General features: G+C 51.3%; 14 protein-coding genes. 3 read left to right on the top strand and 11 right to left on the bottom strand.

The window, feature by feature from the left end:
* Window positions 1-23 precede the first annotated feature (23 nt).
* The 4 genes from Q4E93_RS04670 to Q4E93_RS04655 form a co-directional block, all read right to left on the bottom strand.
* Entirely contained in the window at window positions 24-611 is a 588-nt protein-coding gene (locus tag Q4E93_RS04670) for an RNA polymerase sigma-70 factor (RefSeq protein ID WP_303582956.1), read from the bottom strand.
* The gene (locus Q4E93_RS04665; protein ID WP_303582954.1) at window positions 608-1012 is read right to left on the bottom strand and encodes an ExbD/TolR family protein; all 405 of its coding nucleotides are present in this window, start codon (window positions 1010-1012) and stop codon (window positions 608-610) included. The genes Q4E93_RS04670 and Q4E93_RS04665 overlap by 4 nt, the downstream gene beginning before the upstream one ends.
* Before the next feature lie 4 nt (window positions 1013-1016).
* A complete protein-coding gene (locus Q4E93_RS04660; protein WP_303582952.1) occupies window positions 1017-1721 on the bottom strand; it encodes a MotA/TolQ/ExbB proton channel family protein in 705 nt (234 codons plus the stop codon).
* A 193-nt stretch (window positions 1722-1914) separates the two neighbouring features.
* Entirely contained in the window at window positions 1915-2838 is a 924-nt protein-coding gene (locus Q4E93_RS04655; protein ID WP_303582950.1) for an SPFH domain-containing protein, read from the bottom strand.
* A 78-nt stretch (window positions 2839-2916) separates the two neighbouring features.
* On the opposite strand from Q4E93_RS04655, the gene Q4E93_RS04650 reads away from it, so the two are divergent.
* A complete protein-coding gene (locus tag Q4E93_RS04650) occupies window positions 2917-3888 on the top strand; it encodes a YpdA family putative bacillithiol disulfide reductase (protein WP_303582948.1) in 972 nt (323 codons plus the stop codon).
* 276 nt (window positions 3889-4164) lie between these two features.
* On the opposite strand, the gene pepT is transcribed toward Q4E93_RS04650, so the two are convergent.
* Window positions 4165-5412 (bottom strand): peptidase T, encoded by a 1248-nt coding sequence (gene pepT, locus Q4E93_RS04645; protein WP_303582947.1) that lies wholly within the window; start codon window positions 5410-5412, stop codon window positions 4165-4167.
* A 31-nt stretch (window positions 5413-5443) separates the two neighbouring features.
* Here pepT and Q4E93_RS04640 point away from each other — a divergent pair, with 31 nt between their 5' ends.
* Window positions 5444-6346, top strand: a complete 903-nt coding sequence (locus tag Q4E93_RS04640) for a CPBP family intramembrane glutamic endopeptidase (protein ID WP_303582946.1) — start codon at window positions 5444-5446, stop codon at window positions 6344-6346.
* Here Q4E93_RS04640 and Q4E93_RS04635 read toward each other — a convergent pair.
* Window positions 6336-6794 (bottom strand): FKBP-type peptidyl-prolyl cis-trans isomerase, encoded by a 459-nt coding sequence (locus Q4E93_RS04635; RefSeq protein WP_303582944.1) that lies wholly within the window; start codon window positions 6792-6794, stop codon window positions 6336-6338. The genes Q4E93_RS04640 and Q4E93_RS04635 overlap by 11 nt on opposite strands.
* A gap of 73 nt (window positions 6795-6867) precedes the next feature.
* On the opposite strand from Q4E93_RS04635, the gene fmt reads away from it, so the two are divergent.
* The gene (fmt, locus tag Q4E93_RS04630) at window positions 6868-7782 is read left to right on the top strand and encodes a methionyl-tRNA formyltransferase (protein WP_303582942.1); all 915 of its coding nucleotides are present in this window, start codon (window positions 6868-6870) and stop codon (window positions 7780-7782) included.
* A 32-nt stretch (window positions 7783-7814) separates the two neighbouring features.
* Here the strand turns inward: fmt and Q4E93_RS04625 are convergent, their stop codons facing one another.
* The 5 genes from Q4E93_RS04625 to Q4E93_RS04605 form a co-directional block, all read right to left on the bottom strand.
* Window positions 7815-9446: a SusD/RagB family nutrient-binding outer membrane lipoprotein gene (locus Q4E93_RS04625; protein WP_303582941.1), complete on the bottom strand. Its 1632-nt coding sequence runs from the start codon at window positions 9444-9446 to the stop codon at window positions 7815-7817.
* Between the two features lie 11 nt (window positions 9447-9457).
* On the bottom strand, window positions 9458-12745 hold the full coding sequence (locus tag Q4E93_RS04620) for a SusC/RagA family TonB-linked outer membrane protein (protein WP_303582940.1): 3288 nt from the start codon (window positions 12743-12745) through the stop codon (window positions 9458-9460).
* A gap of 225 nt (window positions 12746-12970) precedes the next feature.
* Entirely contained in the window at window positions 12971-14200 is a 1230-nt protein-coding gene (locus Q4E93_RS04615; protein ID WP_303582939.1) for a FecR family protein, read from the bottom strand.
* A 70-nt stretch (window positions 14201-14270) separates the two neighbouring features.
* Window positions 14271-14870 (bottom strand): RNA polymerase sigma factor, encoded by a 600-nt coding sequence (locus Q4E93_RS04610; RefSeq protein ID WP_303582938.1) that lies wholly within the window; start codon window positions 14868-14870, stop codon window positions 14271-14273.
* Between the two features lie 88 nt (window positions 14871-14958).
* Window positions 14959-16065, bottom strand: a complete 1107-nt coding sequence (locus Q4E93_RS04605) for a LysM peptidoglycan-binding domain-containing protein (protein WP_303582937.1) — start codon at window positions 16063-16065, stop codon at window positions 14959-14961.
* Between the last annotated feature and the right edge of the window lie 89 nt (window positions 16066-16154).

Genomic DNA, 16154 nt, shown 5'->3' with positions numbered 1-16154 from the left:
GACAAAAAAAAGTGCAAAGGGACCTAGTTAAAATGCCAAAAAAAATATTTTATCATCAGCAGCCACACCGGTAGGGAGTTCCAGTCGCTCAGGACGCGGTTGAGCTGTTTCAATGCATGGGTGATATGATTTTTGACGGTTTTGATGGAAATGCCCAGCCTGTCGGCGATCTCCTGCTGCTTTAATTCTTCAAACCGGCTCATCCTGAAGACCCTAAGACATTGTTCCGGTAACTGATCGATCGCCTTGTAAAGCCTGATCTTCAGCTCATTTTCTTCCATTTCCTTTAACTCAAAAGTCTCTTCCGGCCTGTGCCTCAATTCAGCCTGATGCGCACGTTCTCTTTTGTGCTTATCCAGCTCATTGAGGCTCCTGTTAACGACGGCACGGTAGATATAGGCTTTCAGGGAAGACTGGATGGTGATGCTGCCCGCATCCTCCCAAAGCCTGAGGAACACATCGTTGACGACTTCCTGCGCCAGGCCGGGATCTTTGAGATAGTTGCAAGCTGCGAGGAGAAAAGTTCTGTAATGTTCCTTGTAGTAATGTTCAAATGCCTGACCGTCCCTTTTTTGTATGGACCTCCATATTTTTTCTTCGATTGGACTCATTTCACTCCATTCTTATCCACCGCCAGCACAGTGCGCGCCCCCAGGTCACGTGCCACCCGCATGACGGCTACGATATCTTCAATAGGCACCGTCTTATCCGCGTTGATCACGATGGACGGCTGCTCCGTTTCCTTCGCCAGGAAAGGCTGTAGCTTCAGCTTTAGTTCATCGATGGTAACCTTGGTGGTGCCTACATAAAATTGCTTATTCGCATCGATGGAGACTACCACCGTTTGTTTCGCCTTCGTATCGCTCTTGGATTTAGGCTGGGAGAGCTTCACCACGTTGGGATTCGCCAGCGTAGACACAATGAGAAAGAACAGCAGCAGGATGAACAAAATATCATTCAATGGCCCCGTGTGCACTTCCGCATCTTCCTTATATCTTCTTCTTAAATTCATTTACTTATCTTGTCGGTTCCTGTAAAACATCGATGAACTCGTTAGCCGCAGCCTCCATCTTGTGGGTGGTCTTATCGATCTGTGAGTTCAGATAGCGATAGCCGATATAGGCTATGATACCGATGATCAGTCCGGAGGCCGAGGAGATCATCTTTACGTAGATACCTCCGGCAATATTGGAAATGCTATACTCCCCCGTGGACGCGATGCTATAGAACAGCTGGAACATCCCGAAGATCGTTCCGAGGAAGCCGAATAAAGGGGCAATATATCCCACCACCGAAAGGATGGATACATTCTTTTCCATCTTATAGAGCTCCAGTTTGGCCACGTTCTCCATGCTGCGCTCGATGGCTGCTATTTCCTTGCCCACCCGCTGCAGACCTTTGTCGATGAGCCTTGCCACCGCCGTCGGTGTATTTTTCGCCAGGCTCCTGGCCGCCGTCAGGTTGCCAGTGATAATATGGTCCCGGATAATGCTCATGAAGTTATCGTCCACCCTGGACGCCTTTTTGATGGCAATGTACCGTTCGATAAAGACGAAAATGGCAATTACCAGCAGCAGGGCAAGCGGAATCATCAATATGCCCCCTTTGCTGAGCGTATCCCATAAATTCTCTTTCTGAGGAGTTAACATTGCCGCGGCCCTGGCCAGACTGTCCTTGATCTTTGCGGAATCTATCAAAACCTGTAGAAAAAATATGTTCATCAACTATATGATTTTGGTAAAAATATGAGATTTCACCCCTATAACGCTACTAGCTCTGTCCTATTTTTTAACAAAATGCTAAAGTTAGGCCAATTATAGCTACAAGCTGCAAGCGACAAGCGACGAGTAAGGCCCCAGCTAACAGCTTTTAGCTCACACCTAGCTTGCAGCTTGTAGCTTGCCGCTTGCAGCCCTAAGTGCCCTGCTTCACCATGAGCGCCTGTATCTGCCGCATGGTATTCTGCATACCTTCACTGCTGCCATCCAGGAAAATGATATTGCCCTTTCCCACCTCTGCAAAATTCTTGATAGCCTCCGTCCACATACTGAAAAGGATCACATTGGTATCCAGATTAGCCCGTTTCATCTCCTCGGCTGCCTCGCTCATACCATGCGCCACTTCCTGGCGGAACAATGCCACTCCCTGTCCGCGCAGACGGGCGGCTTCTTTTTCCGCTTCAGCCGATATCTTGATCGCATTCCCTTCCGCCTCCGCGGCTTTGGTCTTGGTGATGAGCAAGGCCTGTCCCTCATTCTCGGCAGCCGCCTTCAGGTTATTACTGGCCACCACTTTGCTCATACTGTCGATGATGGCCTGGTCGAATGTGATATCATTGATCTGAAGGTCCAGCAGGTGATAGCCCCACTCTTCCAGCGAATGGTCGATCTGGTCCTTGACGAACTCGACGATCTCCTTGCGCAATCCCAGGATCTCCGCCTGCCGTTTGGTCGCCACAAAAGACCGGATACTGCCTTCGATGGTACGGGTAAGCGCCTGCATAAGATCCCGGTCACTGATGAATTTGAACGCTACTCTTTTGATGGTCTCCTCATCCGCATTCTGCACCGCATATAGCAGCATGCTCTTGAAGTAGACATTTGCCTGATCCGCCGTAACGGCCTGGAACTCCAGTTCCACGCTCCGGTTTTGAATAGAGATGCGTTTATAGATCTGTTCCAGGAACGGTATCTTAAAATTCAATCCCGGCTTCAATATCCGCTGGTATTTACCGAACATGGTAAGTACATTAATATAGCCCTGGTTGACGGTGACCAGGCCGCTGAAGACAAATGCTATGACAATAATGATCCACCAATAGTGGTAAAGGGCGTCCATACGGGAGGTTTTTGGCAGTGAATGTACATAAATCATCCTCTCCGGCAAAGTCTTACCTTTACGCCGCGGAAAACAACCATGAGCACAAACTATGACATCATCATCGTCGGTGGAGGTCCCATCGGCATCGCCTGCGGCCTGGAGGCCCAACGCGCCGGCCTGTCCTATCTCATCCTGGAAAAAGGCTGCCTGGTCAACTCCCTGTACAATTACCCGGCCAATATGACCTTTTTTTCCACGTCGGAGCGCATAGAGATAGGAGGTATCCCCTTCGTAAGCAACAACGTCAAGCCCGTCCGTGCCGAAGCCCTGGAATACTATCGCCGTGTGGCCGTATCCCATCGGCTGAACCTTCACCTCCAGGAAAAGGTATTGTCCATCCGCCCCATCAACAGGAAATTCGAGATCACCAGCTCCCGCCGGGCCTATTCCGCCAGCCATATCATCATCGCCACCGGCTTCTATGACCTGCCGGTCCTTCTGAATATACCCGGCGAAGACCTCCCCAAGGTAGTCCACTACTATAAGGATCCCCATTTCTATGCCATGCAGAAAGTCATCGTGGTAGGCGCCAGCAATTCCGCCGTGGATGCGGCCCTGGAGACCTGGCGCAAAGGTGCGGAAGTGACCATGGTCATCCGCGGGGAAGGCATCGGTCGCCGGGTCAAGTATTGGGTCAAGCCCGATATCGAGAACCGGATAAAGGAAGGGAGCATCAAAGCCTACACTCATTCCACGCTCCAGGCGATACGCGCGGATGAAGTAGACATCCTTACCCCCGATGGCGTCGAGACCGTTCCCAATGACTATGTCATCGCCTTAACCGGCTATCAGCCGAATTTTGAATTTCTCCGCCAGGCCGGGATCCGCCTCTCCGAAGATGAGAACCTGTTGCCTTTTTATGATCCTGCTACCATGGAAACGAATGTCAAGGGGGTTTATCTTGCGGGAGTGGTTTGCGGTGGTATGAATACGCATGTGTGGTTCATCGAGAATTCGCGTATTCATGCGGAAATGATCGTGCGGGATATCGTTTCGCGGAGGCGCTAGAAAGTTTTAGGTTTGTTTAGGTTTTTCTCTTCTGCTTTCGGCGGCCCTAACCCTTCCGCCGCTGTAATGCAAGTCGCCCTGGCGGCTCGGCCAGTTGCCTACGCCGCTCAATAACCAACAAATGTTCAGTGGTACCGAATGTACAGCGACGGAAGGAACTTCGTCGGAGCTGCTTCGACACGCTCCAACTCCTTCGTAACCTTCGCTTCGCTCGGTTATAACTGCCGGCGATGGGTAGAAGCAAAATCTTAAAGCACCTAAACAAACAACAAACACCTAACTCCTCTCTTCCCAAATCCCAGCCAAATGCACAATCGCCTGCACCGCCTTCTCCATGTCCTGCACACTCACATATTCCTGCTTCCCATGAAAAGCCATCTCTCCCGTAAAGATATTCGGACAGGGCAACCCCATGAACGAAAGCCTTGACCCATCCGTACCGCCCCTTGCGCTGCTCTGCCGTGCATCAATTCCTGCCCGGCCGATGGCCTCCATCGCATATTCCGACACCTGCGGGTGCAGATCCAGCACCTCCTTCATATTCCTATACTGCTCGTATATCTCAAAATCCGCGCGCGCACCCGGAAAAGCCCGCACAGCGTCTTCCACAAGCCCGCGTAAATGCTCTTCATAAGCACCCAACTTCGCCGTAACAAAATCACGGACAATAAACTCCACCACGGCCTTTTCCGCCAGCCCTTCCATCCTCACCGGGTGAACAAAACCATAACGTCCCTCCGTTGTCTCCGGCGACCATTCGTCCTTTGGCAGGGAATCCAAGAAATGAGCGGCCAGCTTCAGCGCATTGATCATTTTCCCCCGCGCATAGCCAGGATGGGCGCTCACACCATAAAAAGTGATCTTGACCCCGTCGGCCGAGAAGGTCTCATCCTCGAATGTCCCTCTTTCCCCCGCATCCAGCGTATAGCCAAAGTCGGCGCCCAGCCGCTGCAGGTCCACTTTATCAACGCCCCGCCCGATCTCTTCGTCCGGAGTGAACAACAGCCGGATCTTACCATGCTTAAACTCCGGGTGCTGCAGCAGGTATTGCGCCATATCCATGATGACAGCTACTCCCGCCTTATCGTCTGCGCCCAATAAAGTGGTGCCCGATGCCGTAATGAGATCCTCGCCCTTTTTTTCCAGCAGGTAGGGATGATCCCGGGGGGAAATGACTACAGACGGGTCATCCGGCAGTATGATGTCGCCACCGTCATACCCTTTGTGCCGCAGCGGCTTGACGCCTTTCCCGCTGCAATCCGGAGCGGTGTCCATATGCGCGCAAAAACAGATTACAGGCACCTGTTTGGTAGTATTGGCGGGGATGGTAGCATATACATAGCCGTACTCATCCAGGAAGGCGTCCATAAGGCCCATCGCCTGGAGCTCCTGCACCAGCAACCTGCCCAGGTCTTTCTGTTTTTCTGTCGAAGGATGGCTCTTGGATTGGGGGTCGCTTTGCGTATCGATCTGTGCATAGCGGATAAATCTTTCCGCTACAGTGAATAGGTGGTGTTCAAACATGTTTGTAAATTACAAAACGAATGTAATGACTATGACCGATCAAACTATAAAAAATCCGAGGATAAAACAAGGCTGGCTGAGGGTGATCCTTTTCGGGCTGGCCTATATTGTCGTCACCCTGCTCATCTTTTTTTCTGCCCTGATAGGTTTAGTCGCGGGCAATATGGATCAGTTGAAGTCCAATCCCCTGCAATTCCTCTCCGGGCTCTTGCAGGGGACGAACCTTTGGATGATGGTCCTGCTGGAATTTGTCGTCTCGCTCGTCACCGTGTGGGTGTTTCGCATATTCATCGACCGCAGCAGCCTGGCCAGTCTGGGACTAAAGCCGGATGGGTATGGACAGGAGTCCGTGATTGGCTTCTTCGTGGGACCAGCGCTGCTGGGTCTCCTTTCCCTCTTATTGATGGTTACCGGCCACCTGCGATGGGTGGACATCACTCCCGACGCCAATACCCTTTTCATTTCCTTAGGCATGGTAGTGCTCATCGCATTCAGCGAAGAGTTGGTATTCCGGGGTTATATACTGAATAACTTGCTGGAATCCTTTAATAACAAATGGATAGCCCTGCTACTCTCGGCGCTTTGCTTTGCCATCTTTCATTTCGGCGGCCCCGGCATCAATGCCCTGGCATTCGCCAATCTATTCCTGGCCGGTGTATTACTGGGAATAAACTATATCTATACCCGCAACCTGTGGTTCTCCATTTTCCTGCACCTTGGCTGGAACTTTTTTCAGGGGCCTTTATTGGGCTCACATGTCAGTGGCCTCAGCATGCCTACCCTGTTACAGACAGAGATGAAAGGCGATTGGCTGATCACCGGAGGAGAATTCGGGCTGGAGGGCTCCGTACTGAATACAGCCCTCTCCCTCATCGCCATTCTGATACTGGCCATGGCATTTGAAAGAAAATATAACGCCCGTGTTACGGCATAATGATCCGGTTGCCGGCGCCACCGACGATCTCCACCAGTTCCAGGTCGAATATCAGATCCTGACCTGCCAGTTGATGATTGGCGTCCAGGACGACAATATCCGGCTTAACGTCCACAATCGTTACAGGTATCTGCCTGCCTGACTGATCCGACATGGCAAGCTGCATACCCACCGCTGGCGTCATTCCGGGAGGAAAGTTGGCAATGGGGAACTCTATAATTGCTTCCGGGTCTTTAGGGCCATAAGCGTCATCTACAGGTATCTCGATAGTCTTTTTCTGACCGATCGTCATTCCCATCACTCCATCGTCAAATCCCCTGATCACCATTCCACTACCTACTTCAAACTCCAGGGGTGCGCGGCCTTCAGAAGAGTCGAAGGTCTCTCCATTCGTGAGACGACCATGATAGTGCACCTTTACAGTATCACCCGCTTTAACTTGCTGCATATTTCCGTTAATTTTACGCTTCCGCTGAAATGCGGACACCCGCAAGGTAGGATTTTAAATTAAAAAAACGCATATGCAGAGGCCACGCATTGTATTTATGGGAACACCCGAATTTGCTGTCGCATCCCTGGACGCTATCCTGCAGGCAGGATATCCCATCGTGGCCGTCATTACGGCGCCGGACAAACCCGCCGGACGAGGCATGCAGCTCAGCGTCAGCGCCGTAAAAAAATATGCCCTGGAAAAAGGGTTAAATATCCTCCAGCCGGAAAAATTGAAGAACCCGCAGTTCCTGGAAGAACTGCAATCCCTTCACGCAGACCTGCAGATCGTCGTAGCCTTCCGTATGCTGCCCGAGCTGGTATGGAATATGCCTCCCATGGGTACTGTCAACCTGCACGGATCCCTCCTGCCCCAGTACCGCGGCGCCGCGCCTATCAACTGGGCGGTGATCAATGGGGAAAAACAAACGGGTGTTACCACTTTTAAATTACAGCACGACATCGACACCGGCAATATTCTCCTGCAGGAAAGCTTCCCCATCGGGGAACAGGAAACAGCCGGTGAAGTACATGACAGAATGAAAGAAATAGGCGCCCGGTTGGTGGTAAAGACCATCGAAGGTCTCGTCGCCGGAACGCTAGAAGAAAAGCCGCAACCTTCCGACGGCACGCTGCAACATGCGCCCAAGATCTTTACTGACACGTGCCGTATTGATTGGAACAGGCCGGTGGATGGAATATACAACCTCATCCGGGGACTATCCCCCTTCCCTACTGCCTTCACGCAGCTGGACGGTAAATTACTGAAGATCTATCGTGCAGAAAAAGAGATCACCATTCCGACCCACACGCCTGGCGAATCCGACACCGACAAAAAGACCTACCTCCGTTTTGCCGCCGCCGATGGCTATATCCATGTAAAAGAGATCCAGTTGGAGGGGAAAAAGAAAATGCCTGTAGAAGATTTTCTGAGAGGATATAAATAGAGGGCAGCTATGCTACCCTCTATCCTGAAATATTATTTATCCCACCATACCCTTCCCGTCAGGTTGTCGCCCCCGGGCACCGCATCATGCGCCGGCTTGTAATTCACCGGGTTGGTATTCGCCTCGTCCACCGGATATGGGAAACGACGCGGAATAGTCCCATTCGTATTATTGTTCGGATACACGACAGGAACGAGCACAGGGAACCCGCTACGCCTCCAGTTCGACCAGGATTCGTAAAAATCCAGCATCGTATTGGTATGGATCCAGTATTGCGTATTGATCATCTCCAATCCATTGGCTGCATTGTACGGATGGGCCGTCACAAAGGTCTCTGCATCCCCGTCGCCGATGGCCGCATCCGCATCATACTGACCGAGATAGGTAATGGCCGCTTTCACGCCGTCATGATAATGCTGGGCGGCAGATCCGCCGATGCCCCACCTTTCTGCGGCTTCAGCCAGCAGCAACTCCGACTCGGCATAGGTCAATATGAACGTAAGCCCATCCCGTTTGGTCAGGTATTGGCTGGGAGAGGAATAATCCTCGATCGTAGTGTAAGTAGGATCTTTGGAGATATCCTGGGCAGGAATACCGCTCAGGTCCTTTCCATTGGGCATTCCTTTTTGAACGGCAGGATCGGCATTTCCACCGGTGGGGTTGTGCTTGGCGTCCCAGGTTGGATGCGTAATAGCAATCTTGGCCAGCCGGGGGTCGTCCACGGCCTTAAGCATATCGATGAAAGTCTTGGACCATTTGGTATAGACGTTCTCTGGCCCTCCGTCTCCCGTTAGTATCTGGCTGTTCCGGTTGATCGTCGTCCTGCCACCTGTAGCATCCGCCTTTACAAAAGCATTGTCCCCATTCCCCGTCATTGTATGTCCCACCGCTTTCTGGGCATAGGATTGCGCCGTAGCTGCATCCACTTTTACCAGCCGCATGGCCACCCGCAGCATCAGGGTATTCCCAAAGCGCTGCCATTGAGGGATATTGCCGTTGTAAAATACATCCCCTGTAGGCGCATCGGCGGCCGGATCCAATTTGGCTGTAGCATCCTCCAGTTCTTTCAACAGATCCGTATAAATATCCTGCTGCTTATCATACTTTGGAAAAAAGGCCTTATCATAATAACCCATCCCCGCCTGGGAATAAGGACAGTCGCCATATAGATCGGTGATACGCTCCATTACCAGGGCGCGCATGATCCGTGCAATCTGGTAGAGGTTCTTATATTTCGGGTCATCTCTGGTGAATTGGATAAGATCGACCACTGGCTTCACCTGCTCGGGATAGGCCCCATCACCGCCATTACCCAAAGGGGGCCCCTGCGTCGCGCCAAAGCCCCAGTAAGCAGCCGTATAGTTGGGATTGAGAATATACTTATCTCCCACCCAATAGCCAACCACGGAGGAGAACCCCTGCATCATCGTGCTGCAATAGATGAGATTGCCCCGCCATGTCTCATAACTGAAATCCGTGCTGCCCGTATACGCCTGCTGGACGGTGGTCAGGATATAATTCGGTTGAAAATTGGTTTTGCTGTATGCCACCGGATTGGTATTGATGGAGTCGAAATTTTTAGTGCAGCCTGGCATAAGCGTCAGGATCAACAGGCTCAGGCCGGCGCCGGTAAATATTTTTTTCATCTGTAGGAAGATTGTCATTAATAATAGTTTTACAATTTAAAGCTCAGGTTGGCGCCGAACGTCCTGCTGGGAGGCACACCACCCAGTTCAAGACCCTGAGCGGCCGCGGCATAATTCGCTTCAGGATCGATATTATCCGTCTTCTTCATCAGCGTGAACAGGTTGCGCGCCACCAGGCTCAGCGTCGCGCCTTTCACCACATTGCCGAATAATTTACCAGGGAAAGAATACCCGATCACCAGTTGCCTGAACTTGATAAAGCTGGCATCCTGTACGAACAGTTTTGATATATTGTTGGCGAGCCCTGCGTAGTAAGTCTGCGCATTCAGGTCGTTGCCAAATTTCCCCTCCCTGTTCACGAGTGTAGCCTTGTGCAGGCCGAACAGGTAGCCATAGTAGTCCGTGGCAGAAAATATCTTCCCGCCGAATTTGCCATCGATGAGGAAAGACAGGTTTACCCTCCCGAAAGTAAACTCATTGTTCCAGCCGGCCACCCATTTGGCATAACCTGAGCCATAAGGCTTCAGATCGCCTGACACCGGTATGCCACTACCATCGACCACGATCTTCCCCGCAGCATCGTATTTATAATCGAATGCCACGATCTGGCCCGCGGCAAGCCCGACAATATTTTGGGTAAAGCCATTTCCCGTACGGGAGGTCCCTACAGACAGGGACGACTGCCCCCCGGCCAGGGCCACCACCTTATTGGCGTTGATCGAGCCATTCACCGAACTGGTCCAGCTAAAATTTTGGCCTTTGACAGGCGTGATGGAAACCAGGGCTTCGATGCCTTTGTTCTGCAATTGCCCGATATTCAGCACTGCACCCAGGTAGCCCGATGAAATAGAGGCCGGAGCCGATACGATCTCATTGCTGGATTTTTTGATATACGCACTGATATCGACAGACACCATATTGTTGAAGAGCTTCATTTCAGTCCCCACTTCTACCTCCGATGCTTTCGAACCGATCAGACTGCTGTTCGGAACGCTGGTGTTCGATATGGACCCCAAAGGACGGCCATTCAACGTCGGGCTATACAACGAATAGCTCAGCAATGTCTGGTAAGGGTCCGTTGCCTGACCAACCACCGCATAGCCCGCCCTCAGCTTTCCAAAGTTCAGCCAGCCCGGATGCCACACCTGTGAGAACACAAACGAGCCGCTGACGGAAGGATAAAGGATGTTCAGGCTATTGGATTTGCCAGGTGTGGCCAGCGAAGAGAACCAATCGTTCCGCGTCGAGCCATTCAGGTAAAGCAGCCCTCTGTAAGCCAGTTCCAGGTTGCCATAAAGGGATTGAACCTCCAGGTCATAAGGGGTAAGCCCGACAGACTTGTCAATCGCATTGCCGATGTTATACACGTAGGGCACCGCAAAAGTAGATCCGTTGTTAGTGGTCATCGACGACCGGGTCCTTCTATAGCTGCCGCCAAGCGTTGGAGTGATGGAGAGATCCCCCGTTTTGAGCGTGATCCCGGCCAGCCCGTCCACATTCATATCCGTGAACGTAGTGCTCTGCGTTGTGATCGAGCCATTCACACGGTAGGCAGTTCCGTTAGGCACGACTCCCGTATAGGTATCCGTATAGGCATCCCGGCCTACCCGCCCCTGCAGGAAAAGCCCGTTGTCAAAAGTATAGCGAGCATTCACCGAAGTGATCAGACGGTCGCGATCCGTATTGTTGATGAACTTTTCAGCTGCAAACCAGGGATTGGTGGCATAGGCATTGTTGGAATATCCGAATTCAGAGCCGTCAGGATTGGTCGCCTTTTTCAGCGTATTTACATCCACGCTGGTAGGCAGGAACATGACATTGAAGTTGGAGTTTCCCGGACCGTCGGACAGGAAGGGCCGGTTTTTCGCCTGCTCCAGGATATAATTCGCCCTTGCATCCACTGTCAGATTCTTATAAGGACTGAAATTGACGGCCAGGTTGAAAGATTGACGGTTCAATCCGGAGTTGGGTACTATGGACTTATTCGTCAGATCGCTGGCGGAAAAACGGATGGCACCTCCTTCGAACAACCTGTTGAAAGCCACCGTATTGGTGAAGGTTCCCCCTGTACGATAGAACCTGCCAAGATTATCCTTTTGCGCAACATAGGGACGGGCAACCCCGTCGAATTGCGCCACGGGCTGGCCATCCAGCTTGGCCCCATAGCTGTATTGACCGTTGTCAAAGGCCACTTTTCCACTGTCGGGCTTATGCGTATTGGATCCCTGTCCATATACATATTGCCAGTCTGTGGGGTTCATAATCCGTTCTGCTACATAATTGGAATTGAACTCGATGTTATTGTTCTTCGCGCTCTTGGTCGTGATGAGAATGACACCTGCCTTGCCGCGATAACCATATAATGCAGTAGCCGCAGCGCCTTTTAAAACAGACACGCTCTCGATATCGTCCGGGTTGAGATTGCCGATGGCATCACCCAGGTCCGGAGCATTGTCATACTGCGTGCCCATATTACCATTGGGCTTGCTATCCATCGGTACGCCATTGACGACATATAAGGGCTGATTGGTCTGCGAAAGACTGGATACCCCCCTGATGATCACGTTGCTGGAAGCGCCCGGGCCGCCTGCGACCGTATTCACGTTGAGACCGGCGACCTTTCCTTCCAGGGCATTCATGACATTTACCTCCCTGGCCTTCGTCAGCTCTTCGCCTTTCACTTCCGTGACGGAATATCCAACCGCCTTCCTTTCCTTTTTGATCCCGAGGGCAGTGACCACCACCTCATTGATCACCTGGTTGGCAATGATAAGACTGATGGAGAGACGGTCATTATTATCTCTGACCGGCACCTCCCGCGCACCATAACCAATAGAGGAGATCACCAGCACCTGTCCCTTATCCGCCTGGATGGTAAACTCTCCATTGTCATTGGAGACCACTGCTTTTTTCGTTCCCTTCACCGTAATGGTAGCGCCGGCCACAGGCTCCCCTTTCTCATTAAGCACCCGCCCGTGTATATCCAGCGGGGGCGGCGGCAGCGGCCGATCACGTACGACGACCTCCTTCTCCCGGATGGCCACCGTTTTGCCGATGATCTCATAGCTCAAAGCCTGGTCTTTGAACAACATACCCAGCACCTGTTCCAAGGGGGCATTCTCCACATGGATGCTCACCAGCTTCGCTTTTTGCATGAGCTTGTCCTCATACCAGAATTCATAACCGCTCTGTTTTTTGATCTGCTTAAACACCTTTTCGAGGGAGGTATTCGTCTCGCTAAGGGTGATAGCCTGCCCATAGCTTCTTGCATTTGCCTGGAGACAGGCCGCTAGTAGAAAGATGGCTGTTAGTCTCATTATCAACAGCGTTTTGGTTAAATGTCCGTAAAACGGGCTCTCCCGCCTGGTCGGCAGGAGTTTGAAAAGAGCTTTCAAAAACATAACTTCGCTTTAGTTTAGGTTAAACAATTGTACAGTCCCGATGATTGTATTTAAAAGTTTGCCCAAACACCCGGCCGGGAGTGGTGCGAACACTTCCGGCTTTCTTTTGGGAAACCATATTACACTATGTGCTATTTCCTGTTACGGTGTAACGGTCAATTTTCTTCCTTTTATCTTAAAATGAATTTTACTGACTTCCAGTAATCTTATTACATCCGAAAGATTGGCGTCCCTGGATATGCCGCCGCTGAATTTTCGTTCAGGGATATCCCCCTCATACATCACGTCAATATCATACCATCTTTCCACTTGCCGCAAAACGCTCTTTATATCCGCGCTTTTAAAAGAAGTAAAACCATTTTTCCAGGCCATGGCCAGGTCGACATCCGCATTTTCGTCCAGCTTGAATCCCCCATGCTTATCCAGTTTCACCTGTTGACCAGGCGCCAGTATGGAGCTTTTATCCCCCTCGACTACTTTCACAGCCCCTTCCAGTAAAGTCGTTTTTATTTCCGCTTCATTATCATATGCCATTACATTGAAATGCGTTCCCAGCACGCGCACATCCATGCCTTTATCCCCCGGAACGTTGACATGCACCCGGAAAGGCATGTTATGCTGCTTCTCCACTTCAAAATAGGCTTCGCCCGTCAGTTCCACCACGCGCTCAGTGCCAGCGAACGCCGTAGGAAACCTCAGCGACGACATCGTATTCAGCCATGCCTTACTGCCATCCGGCAATACTATCTGGTATTGCCCACCCTTCCGCGTAGAAACAGTATTGTAAACAATTGCAGCCGGCTGCCGGCTCAGGACATTATATTCCAACCTACCCGCATTGGCTTTTGACACCTGCGCATCCCCCTGTTGCGTAAGGGTTCCGTTCCTGGCACTGTCCAATACTACCGTTGATCCATCCGCCAGGGTAAGTACAGCATTGTTCCCGCAGGGAGCCGGCACATCGATCTCTTCCTTATTGCTTATAGCCACCGGTGCGGCAGACTGCCGTATGCCAGCATGTCGAAAGAACTGAAAATAAGTGCCGATGCCGGCTACCAGCAGCACAACCGCTGCCGCCATGACTCTCCGCAAGGTGATGACAGGCCGCCTGGCATCCTTATTATATATCACAGCCGCCTCACCGGTCGCAGGCCTTGCATCCAACACATGGCGAAGCATCGCTTCACTCTGCGCCCCGCTGAAAACAATCTCCCCGTTTTCCATTCGCTGCCAGGCCTCCTCCAATAAAGCACCGGTCTCTTCATCATGCCGCGGATCTCCCAACAAGGCCATCAGTTCGGCACGTTCCTCCGCGGAAGCGGTCTTATCGAAATAGCGATGGAATAGAAAGCGCAGTCTTTGTTCTGACATATGTGTAGTCTCCCTGTTCAATGACAACACGATCCCCCGGAGAGAGTAATACCCGCAGCATTTTTTTTTATCAGAGAAGGAAAAAACGTAATACAATCACGAAAAGAATGCTCACCGGGTCCATATGGGAATGGACATATTCCCGGATGCTTCGAAGGGCAAGGCTCATATGCTTTTTTACAGTGGTCGCCGATAGGCCCATTTGGACCGCAATGGACGCATATTCCATACCTTGCTGATTATGTAGAAGATATACTTTTTTTTGTTGAGGAGGAAGCCTGTCCACTGCCTTTTCGATCAGCCCATCGTAGCCAACGGCGATATGCGGGCCATGTTCCTCCGGTTCGTCCCGTCTGTTGTTGGCCCACTCCTGCTTGCGCATCCTTTCCCGGGCTATTTGTTTAAGACAATTAAAAGCCCGGTTGCGTGCAATGACGAAAAGATAGGATTCAAACCGGTTGATGGCACCCAGTCCTGCACGGTTCTGCCAGATGGCAAGGAAAACATCCTGCACTATCTCTTCTGTTAAGGGAAAGGACTCCGTAAGTTTCAGGATATAAGCACCCAGCTTATGGTGGTAGGAGTGGAATATTATACGGAACGCTGCTTCGTCGCCCTGCGCTACCTGAGATAGCAGGGCTTTTTCATCATATGAAGGATAAGTGTGCACGAGCAGACAGCAGTTAGTTTTGAATTGGTAATTTCATCCCTAAGATAGTACAATTCTCCCGTGAATTGCAACATCACCTGCAAAGACCTCAATATCTCACCGTTACGTTGAATTTCCCATCCCCCTCTCCCAACTCGCTGGCAGCCGCGTTGCTGATGCGAATGGTGAGCCCTACGCTCTCCTTCATATCCGGCAATTGTCCCAGCACTTTGGCATACACGATCTTGCCGGATGAACTAACGGTTACCCGTACGATGGCGCCTACAGGTACATTATTCATTAAAGCGTAATATTTTCCGTCCTGCCAGCCGCTGGAACTTTTGAAGGTCCCCGCAGCTCCTTCCGCGGACTTACCTCCGTCGGAAAAGTCCGATTTGAAAAATCCTCCGTTGAAGGACTTACCGCTGGAGGATACAGGTGGTGTAGTGGTAGCAGCAGGCTTGGTAATGGCAGGTGCAACATTCGTTGTGGCTGGTGGTGCAATAGTTGTACCGCCCGGCTTCTCTGTCTTTTCCACCTGCTTGTCCGCGGTCTTGTCCATTTTATCTGCAGTCTTCTCAGCCGCTTTGTCCATTTTGTCTGCCGCCTTTTCCGCCATCTTCTCAGCCGGCTTGTCCACTCTCTGAACGGTCTTATCGGTTGTTTTATCTGTCGTTTTCTCCGCTTGTTTCGCCGCACTTTCCGCCGGCTTTTCCGTCTTATCCGCCGGCTTTGCCAGCGTCCCTGTCCCTGCCGCCACCGGCGCACCTCCTGCTTTTGTAGCCAGGGCCGATAGCGCCGTCTTCACTTTCAGATAGCCTACAATAATATGCATACCGGGGCGCACCTGGTCCTTGTTGATATTATTCCATTTCTCCAGGCTGGTAATGGGCACTTTATTGTGGTTTACACTTATCCGGTACATCCATTCTTTTTCCTGGATGATATAATATAAGGGCACCAACGACTCCCCTGCCGCCTTCAGCCCATTTTGGGAAAAATTGACGGCAGTGAGAGGGATCTGCAATTGCTGCCCGATCGACAGCGGCTGTGTCATCGCAAGCTTATTATAGGTCGCAAGCGTTGCGGGGGGAAGATTATATAGCCTGCCGATGCTGTACCAGGTTTCCTTCGCTACCACAGCATGTTGTAAGTAGAGATTGCCCGTCTGACCTTGCACATTGAGTTCATCAGATTGGGCATGGACCGTCTTCATAAAAAGCAGGCTAATCAGAGAAACTACAACAACCTTTGATCGCATAGCGTATTTTTTTAAAATAGGGTTCGTGGTAAAGGCAAATATAC

It is taken from the genome of Flavitalea plasmicola (assembly GCF_030546645.1).
GTDB lineage: Bacteria > Bacteroidota > Bacteroidia > Chitinophagales > Chitinophagaceae > Puia.
Note: the sequence above shows the minus strand (reverse complement) of the source record. Positions and strands in the feature narration are given on the sequence as shown.

Bases quoted from the DNA above. Each gene is read 5' to 3' on its own strand.
- Q4E93_RS04670 (WP_303582956.1), bottom strand. From the start codon at position 611: ATGAGTCCAATCGAAGAAAAAATATGGAGGTCCATACAAAAAAGGGAC.
- Q4E93_RS04665 (WP_303582954.1), bottom strand. From the start codon at position 1,012: ATGAATTTAAGAAGAAGATATAAGGAAGATGCGGAAGTGCACACGGGG.
- Q4E93_RS04660 (WP_303582952.1), bottom strand. From the start codon at position 1,721: ATGAACATATTTTTTCTACAGGTTTTGATAGATTCCGCAAAGATCAAG.
- Q4E93_RS04655 (WP_303582950.1), bottom strand. From the start codon at position 2,838: ATGGACGCCCTTTACCACTATTGGTGGATCATTATTGTCATAGCATTT.
- Q4E93_RS04650 (WP_303582948.1), top strand. From the start codon at position 2,917: ATGAGCACAAACTATGACATCATCATCGTCGGTGGAGGTCCCATCGGC.
- pepT (WP_303582947.1), bottom strand. From the start codon at position 5,412: ATGTTTGAACACCACCTATTCACTGTAGCGGAAAGATTTATCCGCTAT.
- Q4E93_RS04640 (WP_303582946.1), top strand. From the start codon at position 5,444: ATGACCGATCAAACTATAAAAAATCCGAGGATAAAACAAGGCTGGCTG.
- Q4E93_RS04635 (WP_303582944.1), bottom strand. From the start codon at position 6,794: ATGCAGCAAGTTAAAGCGGGTGATACTGTAAAGGTGCACTATCATGGT.
- fmt (WP_303582942.1), top strand. From the start codon at position 6,868: ATGCAGAGGCCACGCATTGTATTTATGGGAACACCCGAATTTGCTGTC.
- Q4E93_RS04625 (WP_303582941.1), bottom strand. From the start codon at position 9,446: ATGACAATCTTCCTACAGATGAAAAAAATATTTACCGGCGCCGGCCTG.
- Q4E93_RS04620 (WP_303582940.1), bottom strand. From the start codon at position 12,745: ATGAGACTAACAGCCATCTTTCTACTAGCGGCCTGTCTCCAGGCAAAT.
- Q4E93_RS04615 (WP_303582939.1), bottom strand. From the start codon at position 14,200: ATGTCAGAACAAAGACTGCGCTTTCTATTCCATCGCTATTTCGATAAG.
- Q4E93_RS04605 (WP_303582937.1), bottom strand. From the start codon at position 16,065: ATGAAGACGGTCCATGCCCAATCTGATGAACTCAATGTGCAAGGTCAG.